The 24,579-nt window shown below is 66.7% G+C and carries 23 protein-coding genes; 12 read left to right on the forward strand and 11 right to left on the reverse strand.

The window, feature by feature from the left end:
* Nucleotides 1–605: 605 nt before the first annotated feature.
* From AC1DEZ_RS16425 to AC1DEZ_RS16445, 5 genes are all read right to left on the reverse strand, one after another.
* Nucleotides 606–1,514: a polysaccharide deacetylase family protein gene (locus AC1DEZ_RS16425; protein WP_441509841.1), complete on the reverse strand. Its 909-nt coding sequence runs from the start codon at nt 1,512–1,514 to the stop codon at nt 606–608.
* 11 nt (nt 1,515–1,525) lie between these two features.
* Entirely contained in the window at nt 1,526–3,238 is a 1,713-nt protein-coding gene (locus tag AC1DEZ_RS16430) for a dipeptide ABC transporter ATP-binding protein (protein WP_476780017.1), read from the reverse strand.
* A 130-nt stretch (nt 3,239–3,368) separates the two neighbouring features.
* The gene (locus tag AC1DEZ_RS16435; RefSeq protein WP_476780018.1) at nt 3,369–4,247 is read right to left on the reverse strand and encodes an ABC transporter permease; all 879 of its coding nucleotides are present in this window, start codon (nt 4,245–4,247) and stop codon (nt 3,369–3,371) included.
* The gene (locus AC1DEZ_RS16440; RefSeq protein ID WP_476780019.1) at nt 4,244–5,218 is read right to left on the reverse strand and encodes an ABC transporter permease; all 975 of its coding nucleotides are present in this window, start codon (nt 5,216–5,218) and stop codon (nt 4,244–4,246) included. The genes AC1DEZ_RS16435 and AC1DEZ_RS16440 overlap by 4 nt, the downstream gene beginning before the upstream one ends.
* Before the next feature lie 22 nt (nt 5,219–5,240).
* The gene (locus AC1DEZ_RS16445) at nt 5,241–5,993 is read right to left on the reverse strand and encodes a creatininase family protein (RefSeq protein WP_441509845.1); all 753 of its coding nucleotides are present in this window, start codon (nt 5,991–5,993) and stop codon (nt 5,241–5,243) included.
* Nucleotides 5,994–6,070: 77 nt separating this feature from the next.
* Here AC1DEZ_RS16445 and AC1DEZ_RS16450 point away from each other — a divergent pair, with 77 nt between their 5' ends.
* From AC1DEZ_RS16450 to AC1DEZ_RS16470, 5 genes are all read left to right on the forward strand, one after another.
* Nucleotides 6,071–6,625: a MarR family winged helix-turn-helix transcriptional regulator gene (locus AC1DEZ_RS16450; RefSeq protein WP_476780020.1), complete on the forward strand. Its 555-nt coding sequence runs from the start codon at nt 6,071–6,073 to the stop codon at nt 6,623–6,625.
* A complete protein-coding gene (locus AC1DEZ_RS16455) occupies nt 6,622–8,214 on the forward strand; it encodes an ABC transporter substrate-binding protein (RefSeq protein ID WP_476780021.1) in 1,593 nt (530 codons plus the stop codon). Before AC1DEZ_RS16450 ends, AC1DEZ_RS16455 begins: the two co-directional genes overlap by 4 nt.
* Before the next feature lie 87 nt (nt 8,215–8,301).
* Nucleotides 8,302–9,249, forward strand: a complete 948-nt coding sequence (locus tag AC1DEZ_RS16460) for an isoaspartyl peptidase/L-asparaginase family protein (protein WP_441509848.1) — start codon at nt 8,302–8,304, stop codon at nt 9,247–9,249.
* A gap of 10 nt (nt 9,250–9,259) precedes the next feature.
* Nucleotides 9,260–10,297 carry a ketopantoate reductase family protein gene (locus AC1DEZ_RS16465; RefSeq protein WP_476780022.1) on the forward strand — a complete coding sequence of 346 codons (1,038 nt, stop codon included), beginning with the start codon at nt 9,260–9,262 and terminating at the stop codon, nt 10,295–10,297.
* Nucleotides 10,270–11,025, forward strand: a complete 756-nt coding sequence (locus tag AC1DEZ_RS16470) for an SDR family NAD(P)-dependent oxidoreductase (RefSeq protein WP_476780023.1) — start codon at nt 10,270–10,272, stop codon at nt 11,023–11,025. Before AC1DEZ_RS16465 ends, AC1DEZ_RS16470 begins: the two co-directional genes overlap by 28 nt.
* 115 nt (nt 11,026–11,140) lie before the next feature.
* Here the strand turns inward: AC1DEZ_RS16470 and AC1DEZ_RS16475 are convergent, their stop codons facing one another.
* Genes AC1DEZ_RS16475 through AC1DEZ_RS16490 form a run of 4 tightly spaced genes read right to left on the reverse strand, consistent with a single transcriptional unit; the run spans nt 11,141 to nt 13,077 of the window.
* Nucleotides 11,141–11,575, reverse strand: a complete 435-nt coding sequence (locus AC1DEZ_RS16475) for a VOC family protein (protein ID WP_441509851.1) — start codon at nt 11,573–11,575, stop codon at nt 11,141–11,143.
* Nucleotides 11,576–11,604: 29 nt separating this feature from the next.
* Nucleotides 11,605–12,087 (reverse strand): DUF1579 domain-containing protein, encoded by a 483-nt coding sequence (locus tag AC1DEZ_RS16480; RefSeq protein ID WP_476780024.1) that lies wholly within the window; start codon nt 12,085–12,087, stop codon nt 11,605–11,607.
* A 56-nt stretch (nt 12,088–12,143) separates the two neighbouring features.
* A complete protein-coding gene (locus tag AC1DEZ_RS16485; protein ID WP_476780025.1) occupies nt 12,144–12,689 on the reverse strand; it encodes an SRPBCC family protein in 546 nt (181 codons plus the stop codon).
* Between the two features lie 40 nt (nt 12,690–12,729).
* On the reverse strand, nt 12,730–13,077 hold the full coding sequence (locus AC1DEZ_RS16490; RefSeq protein WP_476780026.1) for an ArsR/SmtB family transcription factor: 348 nt from the start codon (nt 13,075–13,077) through the stop codon (nt 12,730–12,732).
* A 225-nt stretch (nt 13,078–13,302) separates the two neighbouring features.
* Here AC1DEZ_RS16490 and AC1DEZ_RS16495 point away from each other — a divergent pair, with 225 nt between their 5' ends.
* On the forward strand, nt 13,303–14,757 hold the full coding sequence (locus tag AC1DEZ_RS16495; protein WP_476780027.1) for an AMP nucleosidase: 1,455 nt from the start codon (nt 13,303–13,305) through the stop codon (nt 14,755–14,757).
* 128 nt (nt 14,758–14,885) lie between these two features.
* Here AC1DEZ_RS16495 and ubiB read toward each other — a convergent pair whose 3' ends face one another.
* Both ubiB and ubiE read right to left on the reverse strand, forming a co-directional pair.
* The gene (gene ubiB, locus AC1DEZ_RS16500) at nt 14,886–16,442 is read right to left on the reverse strand and encodes a 2-polyprenylphenol 6-hydroxylase (RefSeq protein WP_476780207.1); all 1,557 of its coding nucleotides are present in this window, start codon (nt 16,440–16,442) and stop codon (nt 14,886–14,888) included.
* Between the two features lie 130 nt (nt 16,443–16,572).
* Nucleotides 16,573–17,334, reverse strand: coding sequence for a bifunctional demethylmenaquinone methyltransferase/2-methoxy-6-polyprenyl-1,4-benzoquinol methylase UbiE (gene ubiE / locus AC1DEZ_RS16505; protein WP_441509856.1), 762 nt, complete (start codon nt 17,332–17,334; stop codon nt 16,573–16,575).
* 114 nt (nt 17,335–17,448) lie between these two features.
* Between ubiE and mutM the strand changes: the two genes are divergently transcribed.
* The 6 genes from mutM to dnaN all read left to right on the forward strand — a co-directional run bounded on the left by mutM (nt 17,449) and on the right by dnaN (nt 24,577).
* Nucleotides 17,449–18,339 (forward strand): bifunctional DNA-formamidopyrimidine glycosylase/DNA-(apurinic or apyrimidinic site) lyase, encoded by an 891-nt coding sequence (gene mutM, locus AC1DEZ_RS16510; protein ID WP_476780028.1) that lies wholly within the window; start codon nt 17,449–17,451, stop codon nt 18,337–18,339.
* Nucleotides 18,340–18,545: 206 nt separating this feature from the next.
* Entirely contained in the window at nt 18,546–19,319 is a 774-nt protein-coding gene (locus AC1DEZ_RS16515) for an enoyl-CoA hydratase (RefSeq protein ID WP_476780029.1), read from the forward strand.
* Nucleotides 19,320–19,454: 135 nt separating this feature from the next.
* On the forward strand, nt 19,455–20,456 hold the full coding sequence (locus AC1DEZ_RS16520; protein WP_476780030.1) for a threo-3-hydroxy-L-aspartate ammonia-lyase: 1,002 nt from the start codon (nt 19,455–19,457) through the stop codon (nt 20,454–20,456).
* A 179-nt stretch (nt 20,457–20,635) separates the two neighbouring features.
* Nucleotides 20,636–20,902: a 30S ribosomal protein S20 gene (gene rpsT, locus AC1DEZ_RS16525; RefSeq protein WP_149131629.1), complete on the forward strand. Its 267-nt coding sequence runs from the start codon at nt 20,636–20,638 to the stop codon at nt 20,900–20,902.
* Between the two features lie 780 nt (nt 20,903–21,682).
* On the forward strand, nt 21,683–23,206 hold the full coding sequence (gene dnaA / locus AC1DEZ_RS16530) for a chromosomal replication initiator protein DnaA (protein WP_441509860.1): 1,524 nt from the start codon (nt 21,683–21,685) through the stop codon (nt 23,204–23,206).
* Between the two features lie 255 nt (nt 23,207–23,461).
* Nucleotides 23,462–24,577, forward strand: a complete 1,116-nt coding sequence (dnaN, locus tag AC1DEZ_RS16535) for a DNA polymerase III subunit beta (protein WP_441509861.1) — start codon at nt 23,462–23,464, stop codon at nt 24,575–24,577.
* Nucleotides 24,578–24,579: the final 2 nt, after the last annotated feature.

The raw sequence follows: 24,579 nt of genomic DNA on the forward strand, positions 1-24,579 counted from the left end.
GGGAGCGGCTGCGGCGCTGTGCGCGGCGGCGTCGGCTCGGCCGGCGGACGTGGCGGCGTCGGCCGGGCCGCGGGCGGCTGCTGAGGTATAGGCGCCATGTTCGGGGYGGGGCGCGGAGCGGGAGGCGCCTCACGCTGCGGCATTGGCGGGCGCTCGGGCTGCGGACGCGCAGCAGGCGGCTCGGCACGCGGCTGCGGCGCGGGCATCGTGGGAGGCTGCGGCCGGGGAACAGCCGGGCCGGGCTGCATCTGCGGCGGGCGCGGAGCCTGGGGGGCGCCCGGCGCGGCGGGCCGCTCAGGACCGCGCTGGCCCGGCTGCCCACCCGGCGGACGGTGCTGCTCCTGTGGCCGCTGGCGTGGTCCCCGTCCCGGCTCCTCGTCGCCGGCTGCGGGGGCCTGGGCCAGCCGGTATCCGGCTTCGGCAAAGGCTTGCCCGGCCTGCGAAATGACGAGGGCCGGCAGGACGGTCCCGACCAGCAACCAGCGTTTCGTGCGCATTGCAATTCCCGTTGTTCGTTTCAACGCGAGGGTATCAGGCCGGTCAGGGCCTGAACCCGCGATGAAGCGAAAACGGCAGGAATCGGGCAGCGGTTCCGATCGGACGGGTCAGAGCCCGGCTTCGGCCTTCACATAGGCTGCGATCTCGGCATGGGTCGCGAACCAGCAATCGCCCTTGGCCTTGGCAAGCCGGACCAGCTCTTCGAGGATCCAGAAGCGCGAGCGGTAGGTGATGACATGGGGATGCATGGTCAGCAGGAAGAGGCCGCCTTCGGCATAAGCTCCCTCGAACTCGCGGCGGAAGATGTCGAAGACCGCCTCCGGCGGTGTGTAGGGCCGCAGTGCCTGGAAGCGGTTCATGCTGAGATAGGCCGCGTCGTCGCGAATCCATTCGACCGGCAGCTCGACCATGCCGGTCGCCTCGCCCTTCTCGACGATCTCATAGGGATCGTCATCGGCGAAGAGCGAGGAATCGTAGAGCAGCCCGAGTTCGCGCTCGACGGCGAGCGTCACCTCGGAGAAATCCCAGGACGGGGTGCGCATGCCGACCGGGCGGATGCCGGTGATCTTCTCCAGCGTATCGGCCGAGCGCAGATGCAGTTCACGCTCATCGGCCGGCGGGACGGCCGTGTTGACCTCATGGATCCAGCCGTGAAGGCCGACCTCGTGCCCCTCGCCGACGATCCGGCGCTGCTCGTCGGGATAGAGCAGTGCTGTCACAGCCGGTACGAAGAAGCTCGCCTTGATGTCTTCCTTCTCGAGGAGATTCAGGATGCGCGGGATGCCGACGCGATTGCCGTACTGGCCCCAGGACAAGCGCCCGACCGATTTGCCGCCGTCTCTCAGCTCATTGGTCTCGTGGTCGACGTCGAAGGAGAGCGCGATCGCGCAGCGGGCACCGTTCTTCCACTTGGCCGGCTTCAGGTTGCGGCCGGCGCGCACCTGCTCGACCTTGCCGCGCCAGATCTCTTCCGGCCATTGCCAGGGCAGGAGTTCCACGAGTTCGGCGTCGCTCATCGGCTGTCTCCTCAGATCGTCGCAGCGCCCGGCAACACCGGCACGGCGGCGAGCAGTCGCTTGGTGTAGTCGTGCTGCGGATGGTCGTAGACCTCGCCGGCCGGGCCGCTCTCGACGATACGGCCGCGATACATGATCGCGACGCGGTCGCAGAGATGGCGGACGACCGAGAGGTCGTGCGAGATGAAGATCAGCGTCAGGTCGAGTTCCTGCCGCAGGCGGATCAGCAGATTGATGATCTGCGCCTGGATGGAGACGTCGAGCGAAGCGACCGGCTCGTCGCAGACCACGACATCGGGCTGCATCGCGAGCGCCCGCGCTATGGCGACGCGCTGGCGCTGGCCGCCCGAGAACTGATGCGGATAGCGGGCAGCAAAGGCGGGATCGAGCCCGACTGCCGCCAGCCATTGCCGGACATAGTCCTTCGCCTCGCCGCTCTTGATGAGCGCATGCGCGAGGGGCCCTTCGGCGATGCTGTCGCCCACCGTCATGCGCGGATTGAGCGAAGCGAAGGGATCCTGGAAGATCGTCTGGACGCGGGTCGTGAGCTTGCGGGGCCGTTCGCCGGTGCTCATCACCGGCGCGCCGTCGATGCGGACGAGGCCATGGTCCGGCGCGTAGATGCCGGCCGCCACGCGTCCCAGCGTCGACTTGCCGGAGCCGGATTCGCCGACAAGGCCGAGCGCCTCACCACGCTTCAGCACCAGCGTGACGTCGTCGACAGCCTGCACGGCGGCCGGCGCCTTCGACAGACCGGCCTTCTGGGCGAGTTTGCGGAACAGACCGGGCGTCCCTGCGAAGCGCTTGGCGACGTGTTCGATGCGGACGTAATGCGCCGCATCGGCAGCTACCGCTTCGGCCTGCCTGACCACGCGCGGCGGCGGAGCAACGTCTGAGCCTACGCCACCGGCGAGCAGGGTGCCGGGTTCGGCGCGCGAAGGCAGCGCGTCGAGTAGGGCCCGCGTGTACGGATGCTTCGGATGGGTCAGCACCGAAAGCGTCGGCCCGGCCTCGACGATCTTGCCATGGCGCATGACACAGACATGGTCGGCGAGCTCGGCGACGACCGCAAGGTCGTGGCTGATCCAGATCAGCGCCGTGCCGAGTTCGGCGACCAGTTCCTTCATCTCGGCGAGGATCTCGGCCTGCACGGACACGTCCAGCGCGGTGGTCGGCTCGTCGCAGATGATCAGCTTGGGACGATGCAGCAGAGCGATTGCGATTGCGACGCGCTGGCGCATGCCGCCGGAGAACTGGTGCGGGTAGAAATCGACCTTGCCCTCGGGGTCGGGAATGCGGACCTGCGCCAATGCCGCGACGGCGCGGCGGCGCGCCTCGGCGCCCGAGACCGTCTCATGCGCTTCCAGAGCCAATCGGATTTGCGTCCCGATGGTCAGCATCGGGTTCAGCGTCATCATCGGGTCCTGGAAGACCATCGAGATCTGCTTGCCGCGGATCTTGCGCAAGTCGGAGGCAGGCAAACCGACGAGTTCGCGGCCCTCGAGCTTCACCGACGAGCCGGACTCGACGCGGCCGGGCGGGTCGATCAGCCCGATGATCGAGAAGCCGGTGATGCTCTTGCCCGAGCCGGACTCGCCGACCAGGCCCATCACTTCGCCGCGCTTCAGCGCGAAGGAAACGCCGTCGACCGCCTTCACCACGCCGGCACGCGTGTGGAAATGGGTGGCGAGATTCGTGACTTCGAGGAGAGGGGTCTCGGTCATCGGCGTTGACCTCCGCCGTCGTGCTCGCCCTTGTGGCGAGCATCCACGTCTTGAACACAGTCCTCAAAGAACAAAGACGTGGATGGTCGGGACAAGCCCGACCATGACGGGTATGGCGTGCCCCGAGCCCTCATCGCTTGAGCCTCGGATTGACCTGATCGCGGACGCGGTCCCCGACAAGATTGATGGCGACGATCAGGATGATCAGGGCGAGGCCGGGATAGATCGAGATCCAGTAGCGGCCCGAGAGCATGTACTGGAAGCCGTTCGCGATCAGCATGCCCAGCGAAGGCTCGGTGACGGGCAGGCCGACACCGAGGAAGGACAGCGTCGCCTCCAGCGCGATGGCGTTCGCCACCTGCACGGTCGCAACGACGATCAGGGGCGGCAGGCAGTTCGGGAAGATGTGGCGCAGCACCACGCGCCAGCCGGGCAGCGGCGTCGACAGCACCGCCTCGACATAGTCCTTGCCGCGCTCGGCCGAGGCCGCGCCATGGGCGGTACGGGCGAAATAGGCGTATTGCGCGGCGGCGAGCGCGGCGATGAGCTGGACCTTGCCCTGCCCCAGCAAGGCGGAAAGCACGAGCGCGAGCAGAATCGCCGGGAAGGCGAGTTGCAGGTCGATGACGCGCATGATGAAGGCTTCCCAGCGCCCCCCGGCATAGGCGGCGCCGATGCCGAGCGAGACGCCGAGCGCGAAGGCCAGCGCGCCCGCCACCAGCCCCATCTGCAGGGAAATCCGCAGACCGTAGAGGATGGCCGAGAACAGGTCGCGCCCCTGCGCATCCGTGCCGAGCCAATGCGTATAGCCGCCCTCGCCGACATATCCCGGCGGGCGGCGCGCATCGGAGAGCGAGAGATTGGCGAGGTCGTAGGGGTCCTGCGGCGCGACGAGCGGCGCCAGCAGCGCGATGCCGATCATCAGCACGACCACGGCGAGCGCTACGACCGCGGTCTTGCTCTCGCGGAACTCGGCCCAGAAGCGAGCGGCGGGAGAAGCGTCCTTCATCGCGCGCCCCCCTTCCTGAGGCGCGGATCAAGCCCGACATAGGCGAGGTCGACGAGGAAGTTGATGGTGATGAAGACGAAGGCGACGAGCATGAGATAAGCGACCATCACCGGCCGGTCGAGCGACTGGATGGAGTCGATGATCAGCTTGCCGATGCCGGGCCAGGAGAAGATCGTCTCGGTGACGACGGCGAAGGCGAGCGTCGAGCCGAATTCCAGGCCGAAGACGGTGACCAGAGGGATCGAGATCAGCCTGAGCACGTGCCGGCGCAGCACGGTCCATTCCGAGAGGCCGGCGGCGCGGGCGAACTTCACCGTATCCGACAGCATGGCCTCGCGCGTGCCGGCCCGGGCCAGACGCGTCATCAGGGCAAGCTTGAAAAAGGCGAGGTTCAGCGCGGGCAACAGGAGGTGCGTGAGCCCGTCCAGAGTCAGGAAGCTCCATTCGATGCCGAAGACGGAAACGGTCTCGCCGCGCCCGCCGGCAGGCAGCCATTGCAGTTCGACGGCGAAGGCCATGATCAGCACGAGGCCGATCCAGAAGGTCGGCACGGAGAAGCCGAGGATCGAGACCGTCATGATCAGCTTGGAGGCGATGCCATCCGGCCTGTAGCCGGCATAGATGCCGGCGGGGATGCCGATCAGCGCCGCGCCGCAGACGGCGGCCAGCGTCAGCTCAAGCGTCGCGGGCAGCCGCGACAGGATGAGCTGCATCACCGGCATGCCGAAGACGAAGGAGCGGCCGAAATCGCCGTGCAGAACGCGGCCGAGGAAGGTGAGGTACTGCTCCCAGAGCGGCCGGTCGAGCCCGTAATGCGCGATGGTCTGGAGCCGGAGTTCCTGGCTGACATCGGGGCCGATCAGCACGTCGATCGGGTTGCCGATCGCATAGACGCCGACGAAGACCAGCACCGACATGACGAGCATGACGACGAGCGCCTGCAGCAGACGGAGGGCGACATGCCCTAGCATGCGGCCGGCCTCCGAGATGGCGTCACGGCCAGTTCTCCACCATCGCCGCGCGGGTCTCCTCGACACCCACTTGCCAGACCTTCAGCATCTCGTCGTCCGGCCGCTGATAGAGGCCGTGGAAATTGCCATCTCCAATGATCTCGCGCCGCCTCACGGGGCTCGCCGCCTGGTACTGCGCCGTATTGAAGGGCGGCTTGGGCGTATCGGGCATCGTCACGCCCGCAAGCCGCGTCCAGGGGAAGTTCTCCATCCAGGAGGCGTGCGAGGCGGCGGGGTCGATGGCCTTTACCGCGGCCTGGAATAACGGCGCCGCCCACCAATTGTGCAGCCGGATGCTCGCATCCGGATGGCGGCCCAGCCATTCGGTCGCGAAATTCAGCGCCGGCGAATTGCCGCCATGACCGTTGACCAGCACGATCCGGCGGAAGCCCGAGCGATAGAAGCCATCGAAGATGTCGCCCAGCAGCGCCGTGTAGGTGTCGAGCTTGAGCGAAATGCTGCCCGGAAAATCGAGGAAGCCCGGCGTCATGCCATAGGCCAGCACCGGGAAGACGGGGATGCCGAGCGGCGCGGCCGCCTCCTTCGCCACCCGCTCGGAAAGGATCACGTCGGTGGCAAGGCTCAGATAGGCGTGCTGCTCGACGCTGCCGAGCGGCAGGACGCAGCGGTCGTCCCGCTTCGCCTGGGCTTCGATCTGCATCCAGTTCATCTCTGCGACCAGCACGGCGCGTTCCTTGCTTTGCTTCCGCAGGCAGTAGACAGTTCGCCCAGCCACCCGCCAAAACCATCCTTGACTCTGGCATTCCGGAGCGTCAAGTTCCATTTGGAACTAAATTGGCAGGGAACCCTCGCATGCGGCGCTCGCCAGCCTCTCTTTCGCCCGTCGATCCGGAACGGGAGGCCGCGCTGGCGACGCTCGATCCGCTCACCGTCACGAAGCTCTGGGACAATCCCTGCTGGCTGTCATTTCGGCTGAACTTCCTCGCCTTCCGCTTCAACGATCCGGTCTATCGCTGGATCGAGACCCGCTACGGCCTGGTGCGGCCCGAATTCGTCGCGCTCTATGCCGTGGGGTTGCGGGAGGGAGTCGCCGCCAAGAACATCGTCGCCTCGTCAGGCCTGCCGAAGAACACGCTGTCACGCGCCGTGCAGAAGCTGCTGCAGAGGCGGCTGCTCAAGCGCGAGACCGATCCCGGCGACCTGCGCAGCTATGTGCTGCATCTGACGACGGCAGGCCGCAAGATCTACGACGAAACCATGCCGCTGATGGTGCAGCACCAGAACACCATGCTCTCCCGCCTCGGCGAAGACGAGCAGCATCAGCTCTGCGTGCTGCTCGACAAGCTCGTCATCGCTTCGCCCGTCTGGCCCAACGAACTCGAAAACGAGGGGAACTTATCATCATGAAACCGGCCCGCACCTTCCGCCTCGCGGCCTTTGCCAGCCTGCTCGCCGCTGCCGTCTCGACCGGCGCGCTGGCCCAGACCCTGACGATCGGCGTGCGCGCCGGGCCTGAATCGATCGACCCCCATTTCACCGCCACCGGCACCCATGCCGAGGCGCTGAAGCATGTCTTCGACACGCTGACCTGGTCCGGCGACAAGCTGCAGATCGAGCCGCGGCTGGCGCTGAGCTGGAAGACGCTCGAGCCGACCGTCTGGGAGTTCAAGCTGCGCCCCGGCGTGAAATTCCATGACGGCTCGGACTTCACCGCCGAGGATGTGAAGTTCTCGATCGAACGCATCCCCGTCGTCGCCGGCCCCAACCCGACGACGATCTATGTCCGGCGCGTCAAGGAGGTGAAGATCATCGACCCGCTGACGGTGCATATCGTCACGGACGGGCCGGCCCCGAACCTGCCGAACGACTTCATCCGCCTGTTCATCGTCTCGCACAAGGCAGCTGCCGGCCTGAACAAGGACAACGCCAACGAGGCCTTCAACTCCGGCAAGGCAGCTGTCGGCACCGGCCCCTACAAGTTCGTTTCCTGGACGCCGAAGGACCAGATGGTGCTGGATCGCTTCGATGGCTACTGGGGTCCGAAGGAGCCTTGGGCCAAGGTCGTGCGCAAGGAGCTGCCGAACGATGCCGCCCGCGTCGCCCAGCTCAAGGCCGGGCAGGTCGACATCATCGTACGCGCGCCGGCCTCCGACGTGCCGACGCTGAAGCGCGACGCCAAGCTCAACGTCGCCACGGTCGAGAGCGTCTATCTGTTCAACATGGAGCTCGACATGCGGGACAAGACCCCGCAGGTCACCGCCAAGGACGGCTCGGCCCTGCCTAAGAACCCGCTGCAGGACGTCCGCGTGCGCGAGGCGATCGATCTCGCGATCGATCGGCCGGCGCTGGCGGAGATCGCGATGGAGGGCCTCGGCGCCCCGGCCAACCAGCTGGTGACGCCGACCATCGCCGGCTTCAACAAGAGCCTGCCGGCGCTCAAGCCCGACATCGCCAAGGCCAAGAAGCTGATGGAGGAGGCCGGCTATCCCAACGGCTTCAAGATCAGCTTCTCCTTCACCAATGACCGCCTGCCCGGCGATCGGCAGGTCGGCACCTCGATCGCGCAGATGCTGGCGCGCATCGGCATCGACGTGAACGCCAACGCCCAGCCGGGCGCCGTGTTCTTCCCCGCCCGCCTGCGCGGCGAYTTCTCGATGTCGATGTCGGGCTGGGGCACGCTGACGGGCGAGGCCAACTACACCCTGTCCTCACTGGTGCATTCGAACGACCCGGCCAAGAAGCTCGGCGCCTTCAACGTCCAGAACTACGCGAATCCCCAGGTCGACAAGCTGATCGAAGATGCTGCGGTGGAGATGGACGAGGCCAAGCGCAACCAGATGCTGGCCGATGTCGCAGCCATCGTCGCCAAGGACCGGCCGCGCCTGCCGATCACCGCCGTGGGCTCGGCCTGGGCGATGCAGAAGGACAAGGTGACGATCAGCCCGCGCGTCGACGAGGACACGCTGGCCATGGACATCAAGCCCGCCAAGAAGTAACGCCGCGGCCCTCAGGCGTCATGATCGGCCCGCCCGGCCATGACGCCGTTCGACCAGACCGCTTCAGTTACCTGACAGGAAATCGACATGACCCTCGCGCTTGCCATCCATGGCGGCTGCGGCACGTTGCCCAAGGCCGAGATGACCGAGGCCGAATGGGCGCAGGCTCGCGCCGACCTCGCCGCCGCGCTCAGGGCCGGCTGGACGATCCTGACCAAGGGTGGCAAGGCGGTGGATGCCGTCGAGGCCGCCGTGCGGGTGATGGAGGATTCGCCGCATTTCAACGCCGGCCATGGCGCGGCCTTCAACACCGATGGCGAGCACGAGCTCGATGCCTCGATCATGGATGGATCGACACTGGCGGCCGGCGCGATCTGCGCAGCCCAGCGCATCCGCAACCCGATTACCGCCGCTAAGGCGCTGATGCTGCGCGGCGACCCGCTGCTGCTCGCGGGCCCGGCCGCCGACGCTTTCGCCGAGAATGAGGGGGTCGACACCGTCGACAACGAGCATTTCTCGACCGAGCGTCGGCGCAAAAGCCTGGCCTCGATGAAGATCCGGGAGATCGTCGGCACCGCCGCCGAGGCGAGCGAGGCCGAGAAGCACGGCACGGTCGGCGCCGTCGCCTGCGACGTGCAGGGCCATCTCGCCGCCGCGACCTCGACCGGCGGCTACACCAACAAACCGGCCGGCCGCGTCGGCGACACCCCGATCATCGGCGCCGGCACCTATGCCCGCGACGGGCGCTGCGCCGTCTCCGGCACCGGCAAGGGCGAGTATTTCATCCGCTACTGCGTCGGCCATGAGATCGCATCGCTGATCGCCTATAAGGGCCTTTCGCTGGAGGCCGCGACGCAGGCCGTCATGGCGGAGCTCTCCGAGCACAAGATTGGGGCCGGGCTCGTAGCAGTCGGCGCGGATGGCACGGTCGTCGCTCCCTTCAACACCGACGGCATGTATCGCGGCTGGGTGACGGCCGACGGCCTGCTTCATGTCGCCACCCACAGCAGCGTCGAGATGGCCGGCCAGGCGTGAGACAGCACCGATGAGCGAGCCGATCCTGATCTGGGGTGCGGGAGCCATCGGCGGCACGCTCGGCGCCTATTGGGCGCGGGCGGGCGTGCCGGTTCTGCTGGTCGACATCGTCGCCGAGCATGTCGAGGCCTGCCGGACCCGCGGCCTCGCCATCTCGGGACCGGTCGAGGAATTCACGCAGGTGGTGCCTGCCGTGACACCGGCTGAGCTCAACGGCCCCTACAGCCGCATCGTGCTCGCCGTGAAGGCGGGCGCGACCGAAGCGGCGCTCGCGGCGCTCAAGCCACATCTGGCCGAGGACGGCTTCGTCCTCTCCGCCCAGAACGGGCTCAACGAGCTAGCCATCGCCAGGGCCGTCGGCGAACGGCGCACCATGGGCTGCTTCGTCAATTTCGGCGCCGACTGGCTCGGGCCGGGTGAAATTCTCTACGGCAACCGTGGCGCGGTCGTGGTCGGTGAGCTCGACGGGTCGATCGGCGAGCGCGCCACCGAGATGCATCGCCTGCTCGGGCTGTTCGAGCCGGATGCGATCTTGACCGACAATGTCTTCGGCTATCTCTGGGGTAAGCTCGCCTATGGCGCGATGCTGTTCGCCACGGCGCTCACCGACGATTCTATGTCGGCGAATTTCGCCGATCCCACCCGCTTGCCGGTCTGGCTCGCGCTCGGCCGCGAGGTCGGTGCGGTCGCAGCCAAGCGCGGCGTGATCTCGCTAGGCTTCGGGGAGTTCGACCCGATGGTCTTCGCCCCGGGCCGGCCGGAAGGCGCGCAGATCGAGACCATCCGCTGGCTCGCCCACTACACCGCGCAGACGGCCAAGACCCATTCCGGCATCTGGCGTGACCTTGCCGTGCGCAAGCGCAGGACCGAGGTCGATCCGCAGATCGGCATCATCGCGACTGTTGGCCGCGAGGTCGGCGTGGCGACGCCGGCGCTGGAGACGCTGGTCGCGCTGATCCACGACATCGAGGAAGGCCGCCGCCCGATGGCCTTCGAAACGCTGAAAGTGCTGATCGACCGATGCAGATCCGTTTCGACGGCCGCGTAGCCCTCGTCACTGGCGCGGCCCAGGGAATCGGGCGCGCCATCGCTGCCGCGCTCGCCCAAGCCGGAGCTTGCGTCCACATCGCCGACATCGATACAGGCGGCGTGCAGGAGACTGCGCGGGAGATCGGCGCGACCGGGCATGGGGTCGATCTCGGCTCGCCCGAGGCCGCGCAGGCGCTGGTAGGCGACATCGTCGCGACGGAAGGCCGGCTCGAACTTCTGATCCATGCCGCCGGCGGCGTGCGCGGACAGGTCGGCCGCGCGATCGAGGAGATTTCGGAGGAAGACTGGCGGGTGATCTTCGCCGCCAATGTCGATGCCGCCTTCTTCCTCGCGCAGGCGGCGGCGCCGGCGATGAAGCAGGGAGGCTACGGCCGGATCGTCACCATCTCATCGGGCGCTGGCCTGCGGCCGAGCCTCACCGGCATCCAGGCCTATGCCAGCGCCAAGCACGCGCTGGTCGGGCTGACGAAGCAACTCGCCTGGGAATTCGGCCCGCATGGCGTCACGGTAAACTCGGTCGCGCCGGGCTTCGTGCGCTCGAACCCCGCGACCGAGCGGCAATGGCAGAGCTACGGGCCGGAAGGGCAGAAGCGCCTCGTCGAGAGCATCCACACAAGGCGCCTCGGCACGCCGCAGGACATCGCCAACGCTACGCTGTTCTTCCTGAGCGAACAGGCCGGCTGGATCACCGGCCAAATCCTCTCGGTGGATGGCGGGCGGTCCTGAGCCTGCAGCCGTCATTCCCGGGCGACCGAGGGTCGACCCGAGAATCTCGTTCCGAAAAGGTGCATCGGGCAGGAGTTGCTCGGGCCCAGCCCGAGCATGACGAGCGTTTGTGGCCTCAGCCGCAGTTCGCTTTATCGGCGGGCTGCTCGGCGCCGACCATCCAGCTGGTGCCGAAGCGATCGACCAGCATGCCGAAGCGGGGCGACCAGAAGGTCTCGGCCATCGGCATGGTGATCTTGGCGCCACCTTCGGAGAGACCCGCGAAGATGCGCTCGGCCTCCTCGGGGGTCTTCACGCCGACGCTGACGAAGACCGAACGCATCGGTCCGTCCGAGCGATCCGGCGGCGCATCGGACGCCATCAGCATCTGCCCGTCGACCTCGAGGCAGGCATGCATGATCTTGTCGTGCCACTCGGGCGCGATATGCGCCTCGGCCGGCGTGCCCTTGTGGTCCATCATGGCCAGCATCTTGCCGCCCAGTACCTTCTCGTAATGGGTGAAGGCCTCGCGGCAATTGCCCTCGAACATCAGATAGGTCGAGAGTTTCATCGTCTTTCCTCCTCGCTATGTTGAAACGTTCAGGCGATGCGGCGGTAGTGAGCCGCCATGAACTCGGTCCACTGGCCGTCGGCGCCGAGAGCGCGCGAGGTCAGCGTACGGTGATCGGGCGACAGGAAGGTGATGATATCCTGATACTTCGCCGTGGAGCCGTCGCCCGCCATGCTCGGCCCTTCGGTATCGAGGACCAGCGACTTGTCGTCGGCCGAGAGCGCGCCGTCATAGCGCCAGATCATCGTCATCATCGAGGCGACGAAGGTGCCGACGAAGCGGCCCTTTGCCGGGTCGAAGCCAAGAGTCATCAGGCTGGTAACCGGCGTGCCGTCCGGACAGGTGCCTTCGCCTTCGCCGAGCGTCCAGAGCCCGCCGAGGGAGCGGACGGTCTCCGCGCCCGTCGATGTCGTGGGCGGCTGGCCCGGCCCCATCGAGCACGTCATCTCCGCGGTCCACGCGCCGACGAGCTGATGAAGCCACTCATGTTCCTTCTGCGGTTCACCCATCATGCGCATGATCCTTAATGATTGCCGTCGGCCAGCTGATCGCGGTTGCCGAGGGCGGCTCAGGCGGGGCGCTCGGCCGCCGTCTTCATCGCCGTCAGGCCGGATTCGAAATCGCCGCCGACCATGCGATCCATGTCCATGAAGACGTGCATGATCTTGCCGACGAACGGGGTCGGACCGGTCATGGTCCAGGTCACGAGCGTCGCCGGACCTTGAGGCGTCAGCGTGAAGGTCACGTCGTTATTGGCCTCGAACGGCTTGACGAAATCGAGCTTGAGCGCGACCCGGCTCGGCGTATTGGCTTCCATGATGCGCATGCTGCCTTCGCCGACGTTCTTATCGCCTGCCCAGGCATAGGTCGCGCCGACGCCGGTCTCGGGGCCGCCATAGCTGCGCTTCATCGCCGGGTCCTTCTTCTCCCAGGGCGACCAGGCGCCCCAGGCCTTGAAATCGGCGATCAACGGGTAGACCCGCTCGGGTGGCGCATTGATCGTGGCGGTGCGGGTCACCTGAAAGGTGTCGGGCTTGCGGGCGGCGAGGATCAGCACGACGGCGATCCCGACCACGACGATGCCGAGCAGGCTGAGAAGAACGGTCTTGAGCATGGTAGTCACCTGCAAAAAGGCTGAGGGGAATGGTCGAGCGTCACACGCTCGTTTCATCGGGTGGTTTCGCCCTGATCTCACGCAGAACCTCGTCCAACCGGCCCAGGCTTTGGTCCCAGAAACGGCTGTAGTGTTCCAGCCATTCCGAGACGTCCTGCAAGGGGCTGGGGTCGAGCCGGCAGGGTCGCCACTGGGCTTCCCGCCCCCGCGTGATCAGCCCCGCGCGCTCCAGCACCTTCAGGTGCTTCGAGACTGCGGGGAGGCTCATCGCGAAGGGCTCGGCCAGTTCCTTCACCGAACTCTCGCCTTGCGACAGCCTGGCCAGAATGGCGCGGCGCGTCGGATCGGCGAGGGCGGCAAAGGTCAGGCTGAGCGGGTCCGTCGACATCGTATGAAACCGATCAGTTAATTAACCGATTGGTTTTGTAATGCTGCCCTTCCCACCTGTCAACCGCCTTCGTAAGCAGTTTGTCGTAAGCCACCGCCGGTTGTTGTCAGGAGCAAGGACACGCAAACAGGGCTCTTCGCCCTGGCGCATTTTCTTCACGCGCACCGGTGTCCACTTCGCTCGAAAATGCTCTAGAACCGACATACGAGGAGGACGGACCCGCTCATGAGCTTCGAGACCGCAGCGACACCCGAAGCCGCCATCGACCGGCTCGAGCAGCTCTATGACGAAGCCCGCTCGGCGCTGCGCCGCGACCTGCAGCACTTCTTCGATACCGGAAAGGCCCCGACCACGGAGGATCGGGAGCGCTACCGCTACCCCATGCTGCGGGTGACCTACGAACCGTCGAAGCTCCCGGAGGCCACGCGGCGCGGCTATGCCAAGTTCGCTGCGCCCGGCATCTATTCGACGACGGTGACGCAGCCCGCCGAATTCCGGGCCTATCTGCTGGATCAGCTCAAGCCGCTCGTCGCCGAATACGGCGCGACGATCGAGACCGGCATCAGCACGCAGGAAATCCCCTACCCCTATGCGCTGGAAGGCGGCGACGAGCTCGGACGCGGGAAGACCACGCCCGCCGAACTCGCACGGCATTTCCCGACGCCGCTGCTGGCGCTGGTCGGCGACGAGATTGCCGACGGGACCTATGAGCTTATCGAAGGCGAGCCGCGCCCGCTCTCCCTGTTCGACGCGGTGAGGGTCGATTATTCGCTGCGGCGCCTCGTGCACTACACCGGCACGGACTGGCGGGCGGTGCAGCCCTGGGTTCTGCTGACGAACTATCACCGCTATGTCGACCAGTTCGTGCGGCTTGGGCTGGCCGAGATCGAAGCCGGAACGGCCGAGGCGCTGGTCGCGCCGGGCGGCATCCGCATCGGGCGCGACGGCCTCGACGTCTCGGCGGCGGAACGGGTGATGTCGGCGCCCTGGCACCGCTTCCAGATGCCCGCCTACCACCTGATCCGGAAGACCGGCGAGGGGGTGACGCTGGTCAATATCGGCGTCGGCCCGTCCAATGCGAAGAACATCACCGACCATCTGGCGGTTCTCAGGCCGAATTGCTGGCTGATGGTCGGCCATTGCGGGGGCCTGCGCCAGACCCAGATCATCGGCGACTACGTCCTCGCCCATGCCTATCTCAGGCAGGACCACATTCTCGACGAGCTGGTGCCCCCCGAAGTTCCGATCCCGGCGCTGGCGGAGGTCCAGGTCGCGTTGCAGCAGGCCGCCGCCGAGATTACCGGCGAGAAGGGCGACCGGCTGAAGCAGCGGCTGCGCACCGGGACCGTGGTGACCCAGGACGACCGCAACTGGGAACTGCAATGGACCAAGGAACGGCGGCGCATCAACCTGTCGCGCGCCATCGCGGTCGATATGGAATCCGGCACCATCGCCGCGCAGGGCTATCGGCTCCGCGTGCCCTACGGCACGCTGCTCTGCGTCTCCGACAAGCCGCTCCATGGCGAGATCAAGCTGCCGGGCGCCGCCAACGCCTTCTATGAGCGCGCCATCGGCGAGCATCTGCGGATCGGGCTCGCTGCGCTGGAGAAGCTGAAGGAGGCGGGCTCCGCCATCCATTCGCGCAAGCTCCGGAGCTTCGATGAGCCGCCGTTCCGGTAGGCGAGGGGAGAAGCGGCGTCACGCTCGGGCTTGACCAGAGCATCTCGTGACGGAAAAGCGCCCTCTCCTCCGAGAGATTCTCGGGTCGAAGCAAGGCTTCGCCCGAGAATGACGATTCAGCGCCTGCCTCAGCCGAACACGCCGTAGGCGACCAGCGCCGCGATCACCCAGAGCGCGGCGGTGCCCCAGCGATTGCGCTGCGCCTCGGCACGCCCGATCGCCTCGACGCTCCGCTCGTCGAGCGCAAAGCCGTTGCGCGAGGCGTCCTCCAGTTGGCCGAGCACGCGCTCTGCACGAACGATCGTGTCCGGGAGCGCTGCAAGCGAACCGAGCAGCGAGCGGGCGCCGCGCCCGGCCTCCTCCAGCTTGCCGATCGGCCCGAGATGATGGGTGATCCAGCTGCGGACGACCGGATCGGCCGTGCCCCACATGTCCAAATGCGGATCCAGCGAGCGGGCGACACCCTCGACGACCACCATGGTCTTCTGCAGCATGACGAGCTCGGTGCGGGTCGCCATGTCGAACATGCCGGTGATCTCGAAGAGCAGGGTCAGCACCTTGGCCATCGAAATCTGGTCGGCGCGCTTGTCGTGGATCGGCTCGCCGACGGCGCGGATCGCCTGAGCGAAATCCTCGACATCGTGATGGGCCGGGACATAGCCCGCCTCGAAATGCACCTCCGCCACGCGGCGGTAATCGCGGGTGATGAAACCGAGCAGGATCTCGGCAAGGAAGCGCCGCTCCTTCAGCCCGAGCCTGCCCATGATGCCGCCATCGACTGCGACGAGCCGCCCTTCCGCATCGACGAAGAGGTTTCCGGGGTGCATGTCGGCATGGAAGAAGCCGTCGCGGATCGCGTGCTTCAGGAACGACTGGATGATCGTGCGCGCGAGTTCCGGCAGATCGTGGCCGGCAGCGCGCAGGCCCTCGATGTCGGAGAGCCTGATCGCCTCGATCCATTCGTCGACCAGCATCTCGCGGGCGGTGAGCTGCCAGTCCGGCTCCGGCACGCGAAAATCGGCGTCTTCCTTGGTATTTTCCGCGAATTCGGAGAGGGCGGCCGCTTCCAGCCGCAAATCCATTTCCATCGCGACCGAGCGCGCCAGCGTCTCGACGACCCCGGTGAAGCGCAGGCGCCGCGCCTCGGCCGAGCGGCGCTCGGCCTGCTCGGCGCCGAAGCGCATCGCGGCGAGGTCGCGGTTGAAGCGGTCGCGGATGCCCGGCCGCAGGATCTTGACCGCGACCTCTCGCCCGTCCTTCAGCCGGGCGCGATGGACCTGCGCGATCGAAGCGGCGGCGACCGGCTCGCTGAATTCCGGAAACAGCGTCTGCAACGGGACGCCGTGCGCGGCCTCGACGATGGCGCGCGCTTCCGCCATCGGGAAGGCCGGCATCCGGTCCTGCAGGGCAGACAAGTCCTCCGCGATCTTCATGCCGACGACATCAGGCCGCGTCGCCAGGAACTGCCCGAACTTGACATAGGACGGGCCGAGCCGTGTCAGGGCCGCAGCGAGCCGCGTCGCCGAGGAACCGGCGCCCCGCCGCTCGATCAGTCGGCCGAGGCGGATGAGACCACGTGCCAGGGGCGGCAGCACGGAAGGATCGACCAGGGAGAGCGCGCCCTCGCGCGCCAAGACGAAGCCGACGCGTGCGCCGCGCAGCATGTGGAAGAAGGAGGAGATCATGCGCGGCTCGCCCGCGGAGGGGTCCATGTCGTCATGGTCGGGCTTGTCCCGGCCATCCACGTCTTTCCTTCATTCGCGTCGCAAGACGTGGATGCTCGGCACAGGGCCGAGCATGACGGCAGCAGGATCATCACAGCTTCCAGCCGGAATGCAGCGCCACGACCCCGCCGGTCATGGGCGTGAACTTGGCCCGGCGGAAGCCGGCATCCTCGATCATCCCCGCGAAGGCCTGCGGCTTCGGGAATTTGCGGATCGATTCGACGAGATACTGATAGGGCTCGGCCTCGCCGGTGACCATGCGGCCCATCGGCGGAATGACCTTGAAGGAATAGGTCTCGTAGATCTTGTCGAGCAGGGGCACGTCGACATGGCTGAATTCGAGGCAAAGGAACCGGCCGCCGCGCTTCAGGACGCGATAGGCCTCGGCCAGCGCCTTGTCGATGCGCGGCACGTTGCGGATGCCGAAGGCGATCGTATAGCAGTCGAAATGGTTGTCCGGCAGGCCGAGCGCCTCGGCATTGCCCTGGACGAAGCGGACGCGATCATCCTCCGGAAAGCGCTTGTCGGCCCGCTCGCGCCCGACACGCAGCATATCGGCGTTGATGTCGAGCACGGTGACGTCGGTCTGCGGCCCGCCGGCCTCGAGCACCGCAAAGGCGACGTCGCCGGTGCCGCCGGCCACATCGAGGTGGTGGAAAGGCCGGTCCTTGGCCGGGTTGATCGCGGTCAGCAGCGCGCTCTTCCATGCGCGGTGCAAGCCGCCCGACATCAAATCGTTCATCAGGTCGTAGCGATTGGCGACCTTGTGGAAGACGTCGTCGACCTTGGCCTGCTTCTCGGCGAGCTTCACCGTCTCGAAGCCGAAATGAGTGGTGTCGGAGGCTGCTGTCACGTTTGGGCGGACCTTTTGCGGGCGGACCTTGTATTCGGCTGAGGCGATGAATAGCCAAAGGCGGCGGGCTTGTCGCGGCCCGTCTCGACGCAGGCTTTACGAAGGTCTCAACTCATGCCCGAGCTACCCGAGGTCGAAACCGTCCGGCGCGGGCTGGAGCCTGCCATGCTGGGCGAGCGCTTCGCGCGCGTCGAGCAGCGCCGGCCCGATCTGCGCTTTCCGTTGCCCGACCGGTTCTCCGAGCGGCTGACCGGCCGACGCATCGAGGCGTTGTCGCGCCGGGCAAAATATCTGATCGCCGATCTCGACGACGGCGAGGCGCTGGTCATGCATCTGGGCATGAGCGGGCGCTTCATCGTCGAGGCGCCCGGCACGCCCCCGACCGAGCCGGGCTCCTACTATAATGAAATCGGCCGGCACCTGATCCACGACCATGTCGTGTTCGAGATGGGGACGGGCGCGCGCATCACTTATAACGACGTGCGTCGCTTCGGCTTCATGGACCTCGTGCCACGTGCCGCGCTCGCAACGTCGAAGCATTTTTCGGGCATGGGCATCGAGCCGCTCGGCAACGAATTGTCCGGCGAAATGCTGGCCAAGCTCTTCGCCGGCAAGATCGCTCCGCTCAAGGCCGCGCTGCTCGACCAGCGGCTCGTCGCCGGTCTCGGCAATATCTATGTCTGCGAGGCGCTGTTCCGCGCCGGGCTTCATCCCGAGGCGGAAGCCGGGACGATCGCGACGCCGACCGGCCGCCCACGCGACAAGGCGCATGAACTCGCCCGCATCATCCGCGAGGTGCTGGAGGAGGCGGTGGCGGCCGGCGGCTCGACGCTCAGAGACTTCGCCCATGCGGACGGCTCGCTCGGCTATTTCCAGCATCGCTTCCGGGTCTATGACCGCGAGGGCGAGGCTTGCCTCACGCCGGGCTGCGGTCAGCCGGTGAAGCGGCTGGTGCAGTCGGGCCGCTCGACCTTCTATTGCGAGAGCTGCCAGCCACGACGGTGAGGACCTCGCGTCATTCTCGGGCTTGACCCGAGAATCTCAGGCCGGAAAGGCACGGGTGCCTCATTCTGCAGGAGATGCTCGGGTCAAGCCCGAGCATGACGAGCCCCTGATCCCGGGTGCGAATGCGCGGATGCGCGCAACGCGCATGGACTTGAGCCTTGCCGGCCCGCTAAAGCTGCGACGACAGCATCATCGGGGAGGCCGCCATGGCTTATGAGACCATTCTCGTCGAGACCAAGGGCAAGGTCGGGCAGATCACCCTCAACCGTCCGCAGGCGCTGAACGCGCTGAACGGCCAGCTCATCGGCGAGATCAACGCGGCGCTCGACGGCTTCGAAAAGGATGCCGGCATCGGCTGCATCATCATCACCGGCTCCGAGAAGGCCTTCGCCGCCGGGGCCGACATCAAGGAGATGCAGAGCCGGACCTTTCCCGGCACCTATCTCGACGACAAGTTCGCGGATTGGGACCGGATCGGCCAGCGCCGCAAGCCGATCGTCGCGGCGGTCGCCGGCTTCGCGCTCGGCGGCGGCTGCGAGCTCGCCATGATGTGCGACTTCATCATTGCGGCCGACAATGCGAAGTTCGGTCAGCCCGAAATCAATCTCGGTGTCATCCCCGGCGCCGGCGGAACCCAGCGCCTGACCAAGGCGGTCGGCAAGGCCAAGGCGATGGACCTCATCCTCACAGGCCGGATGATGAATGCCGAGGAAGCCGAGCGTTCCGGTCTCGTAGCCCGCATCGTGCCGCTCGCCGATCTGATGGCCGAGACGCTGAAGGCGGCCGAGACGATCGCGGCGAAGTCCCTGCCCTCCGTGCTGATGGCGAAGGAATCGGTCGAGCGTGCCTTCGAGGTGACGCTGCAGGAAGGCCTGCGCTTCGAGCGCCGCGTCTTCTCCTCGCTCTTCGCCACCGCCGACCAGAAGGAAGGCATGTCCGCCTTCGCCGAGAAGCGGAAGCCGGACTTCAAGAACGCCTGACGCCGCGCGTGCGGGCCGACGCCGCGCCGGCGCGCACGACCGATCACCTCCATGCATGGCCGGGGCGTCGATCTTTGACTTGAACCCGGCCCCGCCCTGCTGACACGATGCACCTTCATCAGCAGGACGAAACCCATGACCACCGCAGCCCGCATCGCCGCCCCCGAGGGCATCACGCTACCGACCTATGCCGATGTCGAGCTCGCCGCCGAGCGCCTGAAGGGCGTCGCGCATCATACCCCGGCGATGAGCTCGGCGACGGCCAACCGGCGCAGCGGGGCGAGCCTCGTCTTCAAGCCCGAGAACCTGCAGCGCATGGGCGCCTTCAAGTTCCGCGGCGGCTACAACGCCATTTCCGCGCTCTCCCCCGAGCGGAAGAAGGCGGGCGTGCTCACCTTCTCCTCAGGCAACCACGCCCAGGCCATCGCCTATGCCGGCAAGCTGCTCGGCGTACCCACCACCATAATCATGCCGGAAGACGCACCGAAGGCGAAGGTCGAGGCGACCCAGGGCTATGGCGGCGAGGTCGTTCGCTACGACCGCTACACCCAGGACCGGCTGGAGATCGGCAACCGCATCGCCACCGAGCGCGGGCTGACGCTGATCCCGCCCTATGACCATGCCGACGTCATCGCCGGCCAGGGCACCGCGACCAAGGAGCTGATCGAGGATGCCGGGCCGTTCGACATCCTGATCGTGCCGCTCGGCGGCGGCGGGCTTCTCGCCGGGGCTGCCCTGGCGGCCAAGGCGCTCAATCCCAATTGCCGCATCTTCGGGGTCGAGCCCGAGGCCGGCAATGACGGCCAGCAGTCGCTGCGCTCCGGCAAGATCGTCAGGATCGGCGTGCCGAAGACCATAGCCGACGGCGCGCAGACCGCATTCCTGGGCGATCGCACTTTCCCGATCATCCAGGCGCTGGTCGAGGACATCGTCACCGTCAGCGACGCCGAGCTCATCGAGGCCATGCGCTTCTTCGCCGAGCGGATGAAGCTCGTGGTCGAGCCGACCGGCTGTCTCGCCGCAGCCGCGGCGCTGACCGGCAAGGTTCCGGTCGAAGGCCAGCGCGTCGGCGTCATCATCAGCGGCGGCAACGTCGATCTGGCGAGCTTCGCCCGCTTCATCGCGCCCTCCGCGTGAGGATAGCGCGGCGAAAGCGATTCCGGCGTTGACGGCGGTGTCGCAAGCGACTATAGCCCCACCACTCGCGGCGGCCCGCGCAAGCTCGGCCGCCGCTCACGTTTTTCCAGCAAGGAAGCGGCCAGGCCCGCCGGCAATAATGCCAGGCGCCCAACCGCGATGAGAACGAGGACGTTTCGATGGCCAATACGACGTCGGCCAAGAAGGCTACGCGCAAGATCGCCCGCCGCACCGAGGTCAACAAGACCCGCCGTTCGCGGATGCGCACCTTCCTGCGCAAGGTCGAGGAGGCGATCGCCTCGGGCGACAAGTCTGCCGCAGCCGAGGCCCTGAAGGCTGCTCAGCCCGAGATCATGCGCGCTGCGCAGAAGGGCGTGGTTCACAAGAACACCGCCTCGCGCAAGGTTTCCCGCCTTGCTCACCGCATCGGCGCGCTGGCTTCCTGAGCGTAAAAATCCGTCTGTTTCGACGGCGAAAAGCCCGGCCTTGCGGCCGGGCTTTTTCGTTGGCTAAAGCCTCTCCTGTTGCGACTCGGCCACATGCGTCGACGGAACAGAAAAACCTCGCCCGCAAGCCATTTCCGCAGGCTTTCCACGGGTTTGCGGACTTGACTCTCAGGCGCGCTTCAGAGCGAAAAATCGGCCTCCGCAACAGACTCCGCCGCTCACAAAAAGACCTGTATTATCATCACCTTAGTGGGCAAAGGATTTTGGCGAGTAGAATCGCGGCGACTCTGCGGCGGGCTTTTCGAGACCAGCGAAAAAAAGATTCGCGGCGTGCAGGGGAGCCGGGCATCAAGAAAATCTTAAGTTCCCCAACCAATTGCAGGGCGCAGCCTCGCTTTGGCGGAGCCACCTCGCAGGCCAAGTCTTCGAAGCCGGCTGAAAGGGATGTTGCAGCCCGTCGAGAGCGCCTTGTAAGGTCCCTTCATCGCCCGGCGGACAGCAATGACCGCCAGGCGTTTTCCAGAGATGATAAGCGTTTTGGCTCGCGACCATGGAGGTTGGAGGATGTAGCTCCTTTGTCTTTTAGTGTTGAGATAAAGGGCGGCATCGTCCCTCGACGAGCCTTCCAAGCGTAATCGACAGAGCATGGATCGGAACCTGCGGGCGATAAAGCGCCCGACAGGACGGGATCCTTTTTTAACCGGACAACAGTGCCAGGAACGCGGCCGCCCTGTGGCCGCCGCTCCGAAGGCGCGTGCATTTCAAAGAATGGGGCCATTGATGTTCGAGCGACAGGAACTCGGTGATACGGTCGATACAGCGTCTGTGGTGGTGATCGCGGCTGACGAGGCCGCCGGGGTTCAGCTGGACGAGGTTTCGGTTCAGGACGCCTGGGAACGCGTTCGGCGGCGCCTGCGCGCCGAGCTTGGCGAAGACGTCTTCTCCAGCTGGTTCGGCCGGCTCGAGCTCGCCGGCATTGTCGAGGGCGTGGCCTATCTCACGGTCCCGACCCGCTTCCTGAAGAGCTGGCTCGAGGCGCATTATGCTGAGCGCCTGCGGGTGAACTGCATGGCGGAGCTGCCGGCGCCGGGGGGCGTGCTGCTCTCGGTTCGCACGGTCTCGCGCGAAACCACGGTCGTCGCACCACGCGTCGACGCCGCCCTGCGCGCCCGGCCTGCCACGACGCCCTCCCCCGTCGCGGCCGAAGCCGCCCGGCCGGCTGCCGCTGGCGGCGCTCAACCCTGCGAATCCGATCTCGTCGATGCCTGCGGCACTGCGCTCGACAAGCGCATGAGCTTCCAGAGCTTCGTCGTCGGCAAGTCGAACCAGCTCGCCTTCGCGGCGGCCGAACGCATCGCCGGCGCACCGGCGGGCCAGAGCCCCTATAACCCGCTCTATCTCCATGCCGGCGTCGGCCTCGGCAAGACGCATCTGCTGCAGGCTGTGGCGCAGGAAGCGCGCCGCCAGGGCAAGCGCGTCGCCTACTTCACCGCAGACCGCTTCATGTATGGCTTCGTCGCGGCGCTGAAGTCGCAGACCGCGCTCGCCTTCAAGGAGAAGCTGCGCGGCATCGACCTGCTCATCGTCGACGACGTGCAGTTCATCCAGGGCAAGTCGATCCAGCAGGAGTTCGGCCACACGATCAACGCACTGCTCGATGCCGGCAAGCAGATCGTCGTCGCCGGCGATCGCCTCGCCGGTGAACTGGAAGCGCTCGATGAGCGCATCCGCTCGCGGCTTGGCGGCGGCCTCGTCGTCGAGGTCGGCGAGCTCGACGAGGCCCTGCGCGTCAAGATTCTGGCGACCCGCATGGACGCGCTGCAGGGCGCCCATCCGAACTTCCAAGTCAGCCCGGATGTGATCGCCTATGTCGCTCGCGTCGTCACGACCAACGGCCGTGATCTCGACGGCGCCGCCAACCGCCTGCTCGCCCACGCGACGCTGTCGGGCCAACTCGTAACGCTGGAAACGGCAGAGTCCGCAATCCGCGATCTCGTTCGGACGCGCGAGCCGCGCCGGGTCAAGATCGAGGACATCCAGAAGCTCGTCGCGACGCGCTACAATGTCAGCCGCGCCGACATCCTCTCGGAGCGCCGCACCGCGGCAGTGGTCAAGCCGCGCCAGATCGCGATGTATCTGTCGAAGGCGCTGACGCCGCGCTCGCTGCCCGAGATCGGCCGCCGCTTCGGCGGACGCGATCACACCACGGTGCTGCACGCCGTGCGCAAGATCGAGAAGGCGATCAGCGAGGACCGCTCGCTGCATGACGAGGTCGATCTCCTGAAGCGCATGCTGCAGGAGTGAGCCCGGCGCGGATAGATCGCCCTGCGTCCCTCCGGGCGTGAAGCGGTCTATCCCTTTGTCGAAGTGTCGACTTCGCCCGAAAGGTGGGCTCCACTTTTCGGGCCGATACGCGGGCACGCGCCCGTTGCCGCCAAAGGTTGTGGCTGCCGGAGCGCACAGGTCTTGCGCGCCCGCCCCGCGTCCTGCAATGTCGCTGGCCATTCATCGGCCCGGGCAGCCATGCCCGGGCGGCTAGCGCCAGAAGACTAGACAATCATGAAGGTCACGGTCGAACGTTCCACGCTGCTCAAGTCGCTTGGCCACGTGCATCGCGTGGTGGAGCGCCGCAACACGATCCCGATCCTGTCGAACCTGCTGCTGAGCGCCTCCGAGAACGGCCTGCGGCTCAAGGCGACCGATCTCGACATCGAGGTGGTGGAGACGATTCCGGCCGACGCAGCCGAGCCCGGTGCCACGACGGTTCCCGCCCATACCCTCTACGACATCGTCCGCAAGCTGCCCGACGGCGCGCAGGTCTCGCTCGAGACGACCGGCGATAGCGGCCTTGTGCTGCGCTCGGGCCGCTCGCGCTTCCAGCTGCAGACACTGCCGGAGAGCGATTTCCCGGACATCACCGCAGGCGAGATGGCGCATCGCTTCGTGCTGCCGGCCGGCGAGCTGAAGCGGCTGATCGACAAGACACAGTTCGCGATCTCGACCGAGGAGACGCGCTACTACCTCAACGGCATCTATCTCCACACCATCGACGTCGATGGCCGCCCGGTGCTGCGCGCCGTGGCGACGGACGGACACCGGCTCGCCCGCGTCGACACCGCGGCGCCGCAGGGCTCGGTCGGCATGCCCGGCGTGATCGTGCCGCGCAAGGCCGTGGCCGAGATCCAGAAGCTGCTGGAAGACGGCGAGAGCGAAGTCGCGGTCGAGCTTTCCGGCTCGAAGATCCGCGTCGCGACCGCCAGCGTGGTGCTGACCTCGAAACTGATCGACGGCACCTTCCCCGATTATCAGCGCGTCATCCCGAGTGGGAACGACAAGCGGCTGACGGTAGACAGAGGCGATTTCGCCGCTTCCGTCGACCGCGTCTCGACCATCTCGTCGGAGCGTGGCCGTGCCGTGAAGCTCTCCATGGCTGACGGGCGCATGACGCTCTCCGTCACCAATCCGGATTCCGGCTCGGCGACCGAGGAGATCGAGGTCGATTATGAAGCCAGCCCGCTCGATATCGGCTTCAACGCCCGCTACCTCATGGACATCGCCGCCCAGCTCGACGGCGACACCGCCCTGCTCAAGCTCGCCGATCCGGGGTCGCCGACCGTGATCCAGGATCGCGAAGGCGCTTCCGCGCTCTATGTGCTGATGCCGATGCGCGTCTGAAC

This window comes from Allobosea sp. 10L422 (assembly GCF_056395345.1).

What these genes read in the sequence shown, in the direction of transcription:
- AC1DEZ_RS16425 (WP_441509841.1), bottom strand. Translation starts at nt 1,514, where the DNA reads ATGAGCGACGCCGAACTCGTGGAACTCCTGCCCTGGCAATGGCCGGAA.
- AC1DEZ_RS16430 (WP_476780017.1), bottom strand. Translation starts at nt 3,238, where the DNA reads ATGACCGAGACCCCTCTCCTCGAAGTCACGAATCTCGCCACCCATTTC.
- AC1DEZ_RS16435 (WP_476780018.1), bottom strand. Translation starts at nt 4,247, where the DNA reads ATGAAGGACGCTTCTCCCGCCGCTCGCTTCTGGGCCGAGTTCCGCGAG.
- AC1DEZ_RS16440 (WP_476780019.1), bottom strand. Translation starts at nt 5,218, where the DNA reads ATGCTAGGGCATGTCGCCCTCCGTCTGCTGCAGGCGCTCGTCGTCATG.
- AC1DEZ_RS16450 (WP_476780020.1), top strand. Translation starts at nt 6,071, where the DNA reads ATGCGGCGCTCGCCAGCCTCTCTTTCGCCCGTCGATCCGGAACGGGAG.
- AC1DEZ_RS16460 (WP_441509848.1), top strand. Translation starts at nt 8,302, where the DNA reads ATGACCCTCGCGCTTGCCATCCATGGCGGCTGCGGCACGTTGCCCAAG.
- AC1DEZ_RS16465 (WP_476780022.1), top strand. Translation starts at nt 9,260, where the DNA reads ATGAGCGAGCCGATCCTGATCTGGGGTGCGGGAGCCATCGGCGGCACG.
- AC1DEZ_RS16470 (WP_476780023.1), top strand. Translation starts at nt 10,270, where the DNA reads ATGCAGATCCGTTTCGACGGCCGCGTAGCCCTCGTCACTGGCGCGGCC.
- AC1DEZ_RS16475 (WP_441509851.1), bottom strand. Translation starts at nt 11,575, where the DNA reads ATGAAACTCTCGACCTATCTGATGTTCGAGGGCAATTGCCGCGAGGCC.
- AC1DEZ_RS16480 (WP_476780024.1), bottom strand. Translation starts at nt 12,087, where the DNA reads ATGATGGGTGAACCGCAGAAGGAACATGAGTGGCTTCATCAGCTCGTC.
- AC1DEZ_RS16485 (WP_476780025.1), bottom strand. Translation starts at nt 12,689, where the DNA reads ATGCTCAAGACCGTTCTTCTCAGCCTGCTCGGCATCGTCGTGGTCGGG.
- AC1DEZ_RS16490 (WP_476780026.1), bottom strand. Translation starts at nt 13,077, where the DNA reads ATGTCGACGGACCCGCTCAGCCTGACCTTTGCCGCCCTCGCCGATCCG.
- AC1DEZ_RS16495 (WP_476780027.1), top strand. Translation starts at nt 13,303, where the DNA reads ATGAGCTTCGAGACCGCAGCGACACCCGAAGCCGCCATCGACCGGCTC.
- ubiB (WP_476780207.1), bottom strand. Translation starts at nt 16,442, where the DNA reads ATGATCTCCTCCTTCTTCCACATGCTGCGCGGCGCACGCGTCGGCTTC.
- mutM (WP_476780028.1), top strand. Translation starts at nt 17,449, where the DNA reads ATGCCCGAGCTACCCGAGGTCGAAACCGTCCGGCGCGGGCTGGAGCCT.
- AC1DEZ_RS16515 (WP_476780029.1), top strand. Translation starts at nt 18,546, where the DNA reads ATGGCTTATGAGACCATTCTCGTCGAGACCAAGGGCAAGGTCGGGCAG.
- AC1DEZ_RS16520 (WP_476780030.1), top strand. Translation starts at nt 19,455, where the DNA reads ATGACCACCGCAGCCCGCATCGCCGCCCCCGAGGGCATCACGCTACCG.
- rpsT (WP_149131629.1), top strand. Translation starts at nt 20,636, where the DNA reads ATGGCCAATACGACGTCGGCCAAGAAGGCTACGCGCAAGATCGCCCGC.
- dnaA (WP_441509860.1), top strand. Translation starts at nt 21,683, where the DNA reads ATGTTCGAGCGACAGGAACTCGGTGATACGGTCGATACAGCGTCTGTG.
- dnaN (WP_441509861.1), top strand. Translation starts at nt 23,462, where the DNA reads ATGAAGGTCACGGTCGAACGTTCCACGCTGCTCAAGTCGCTTGGCCAC.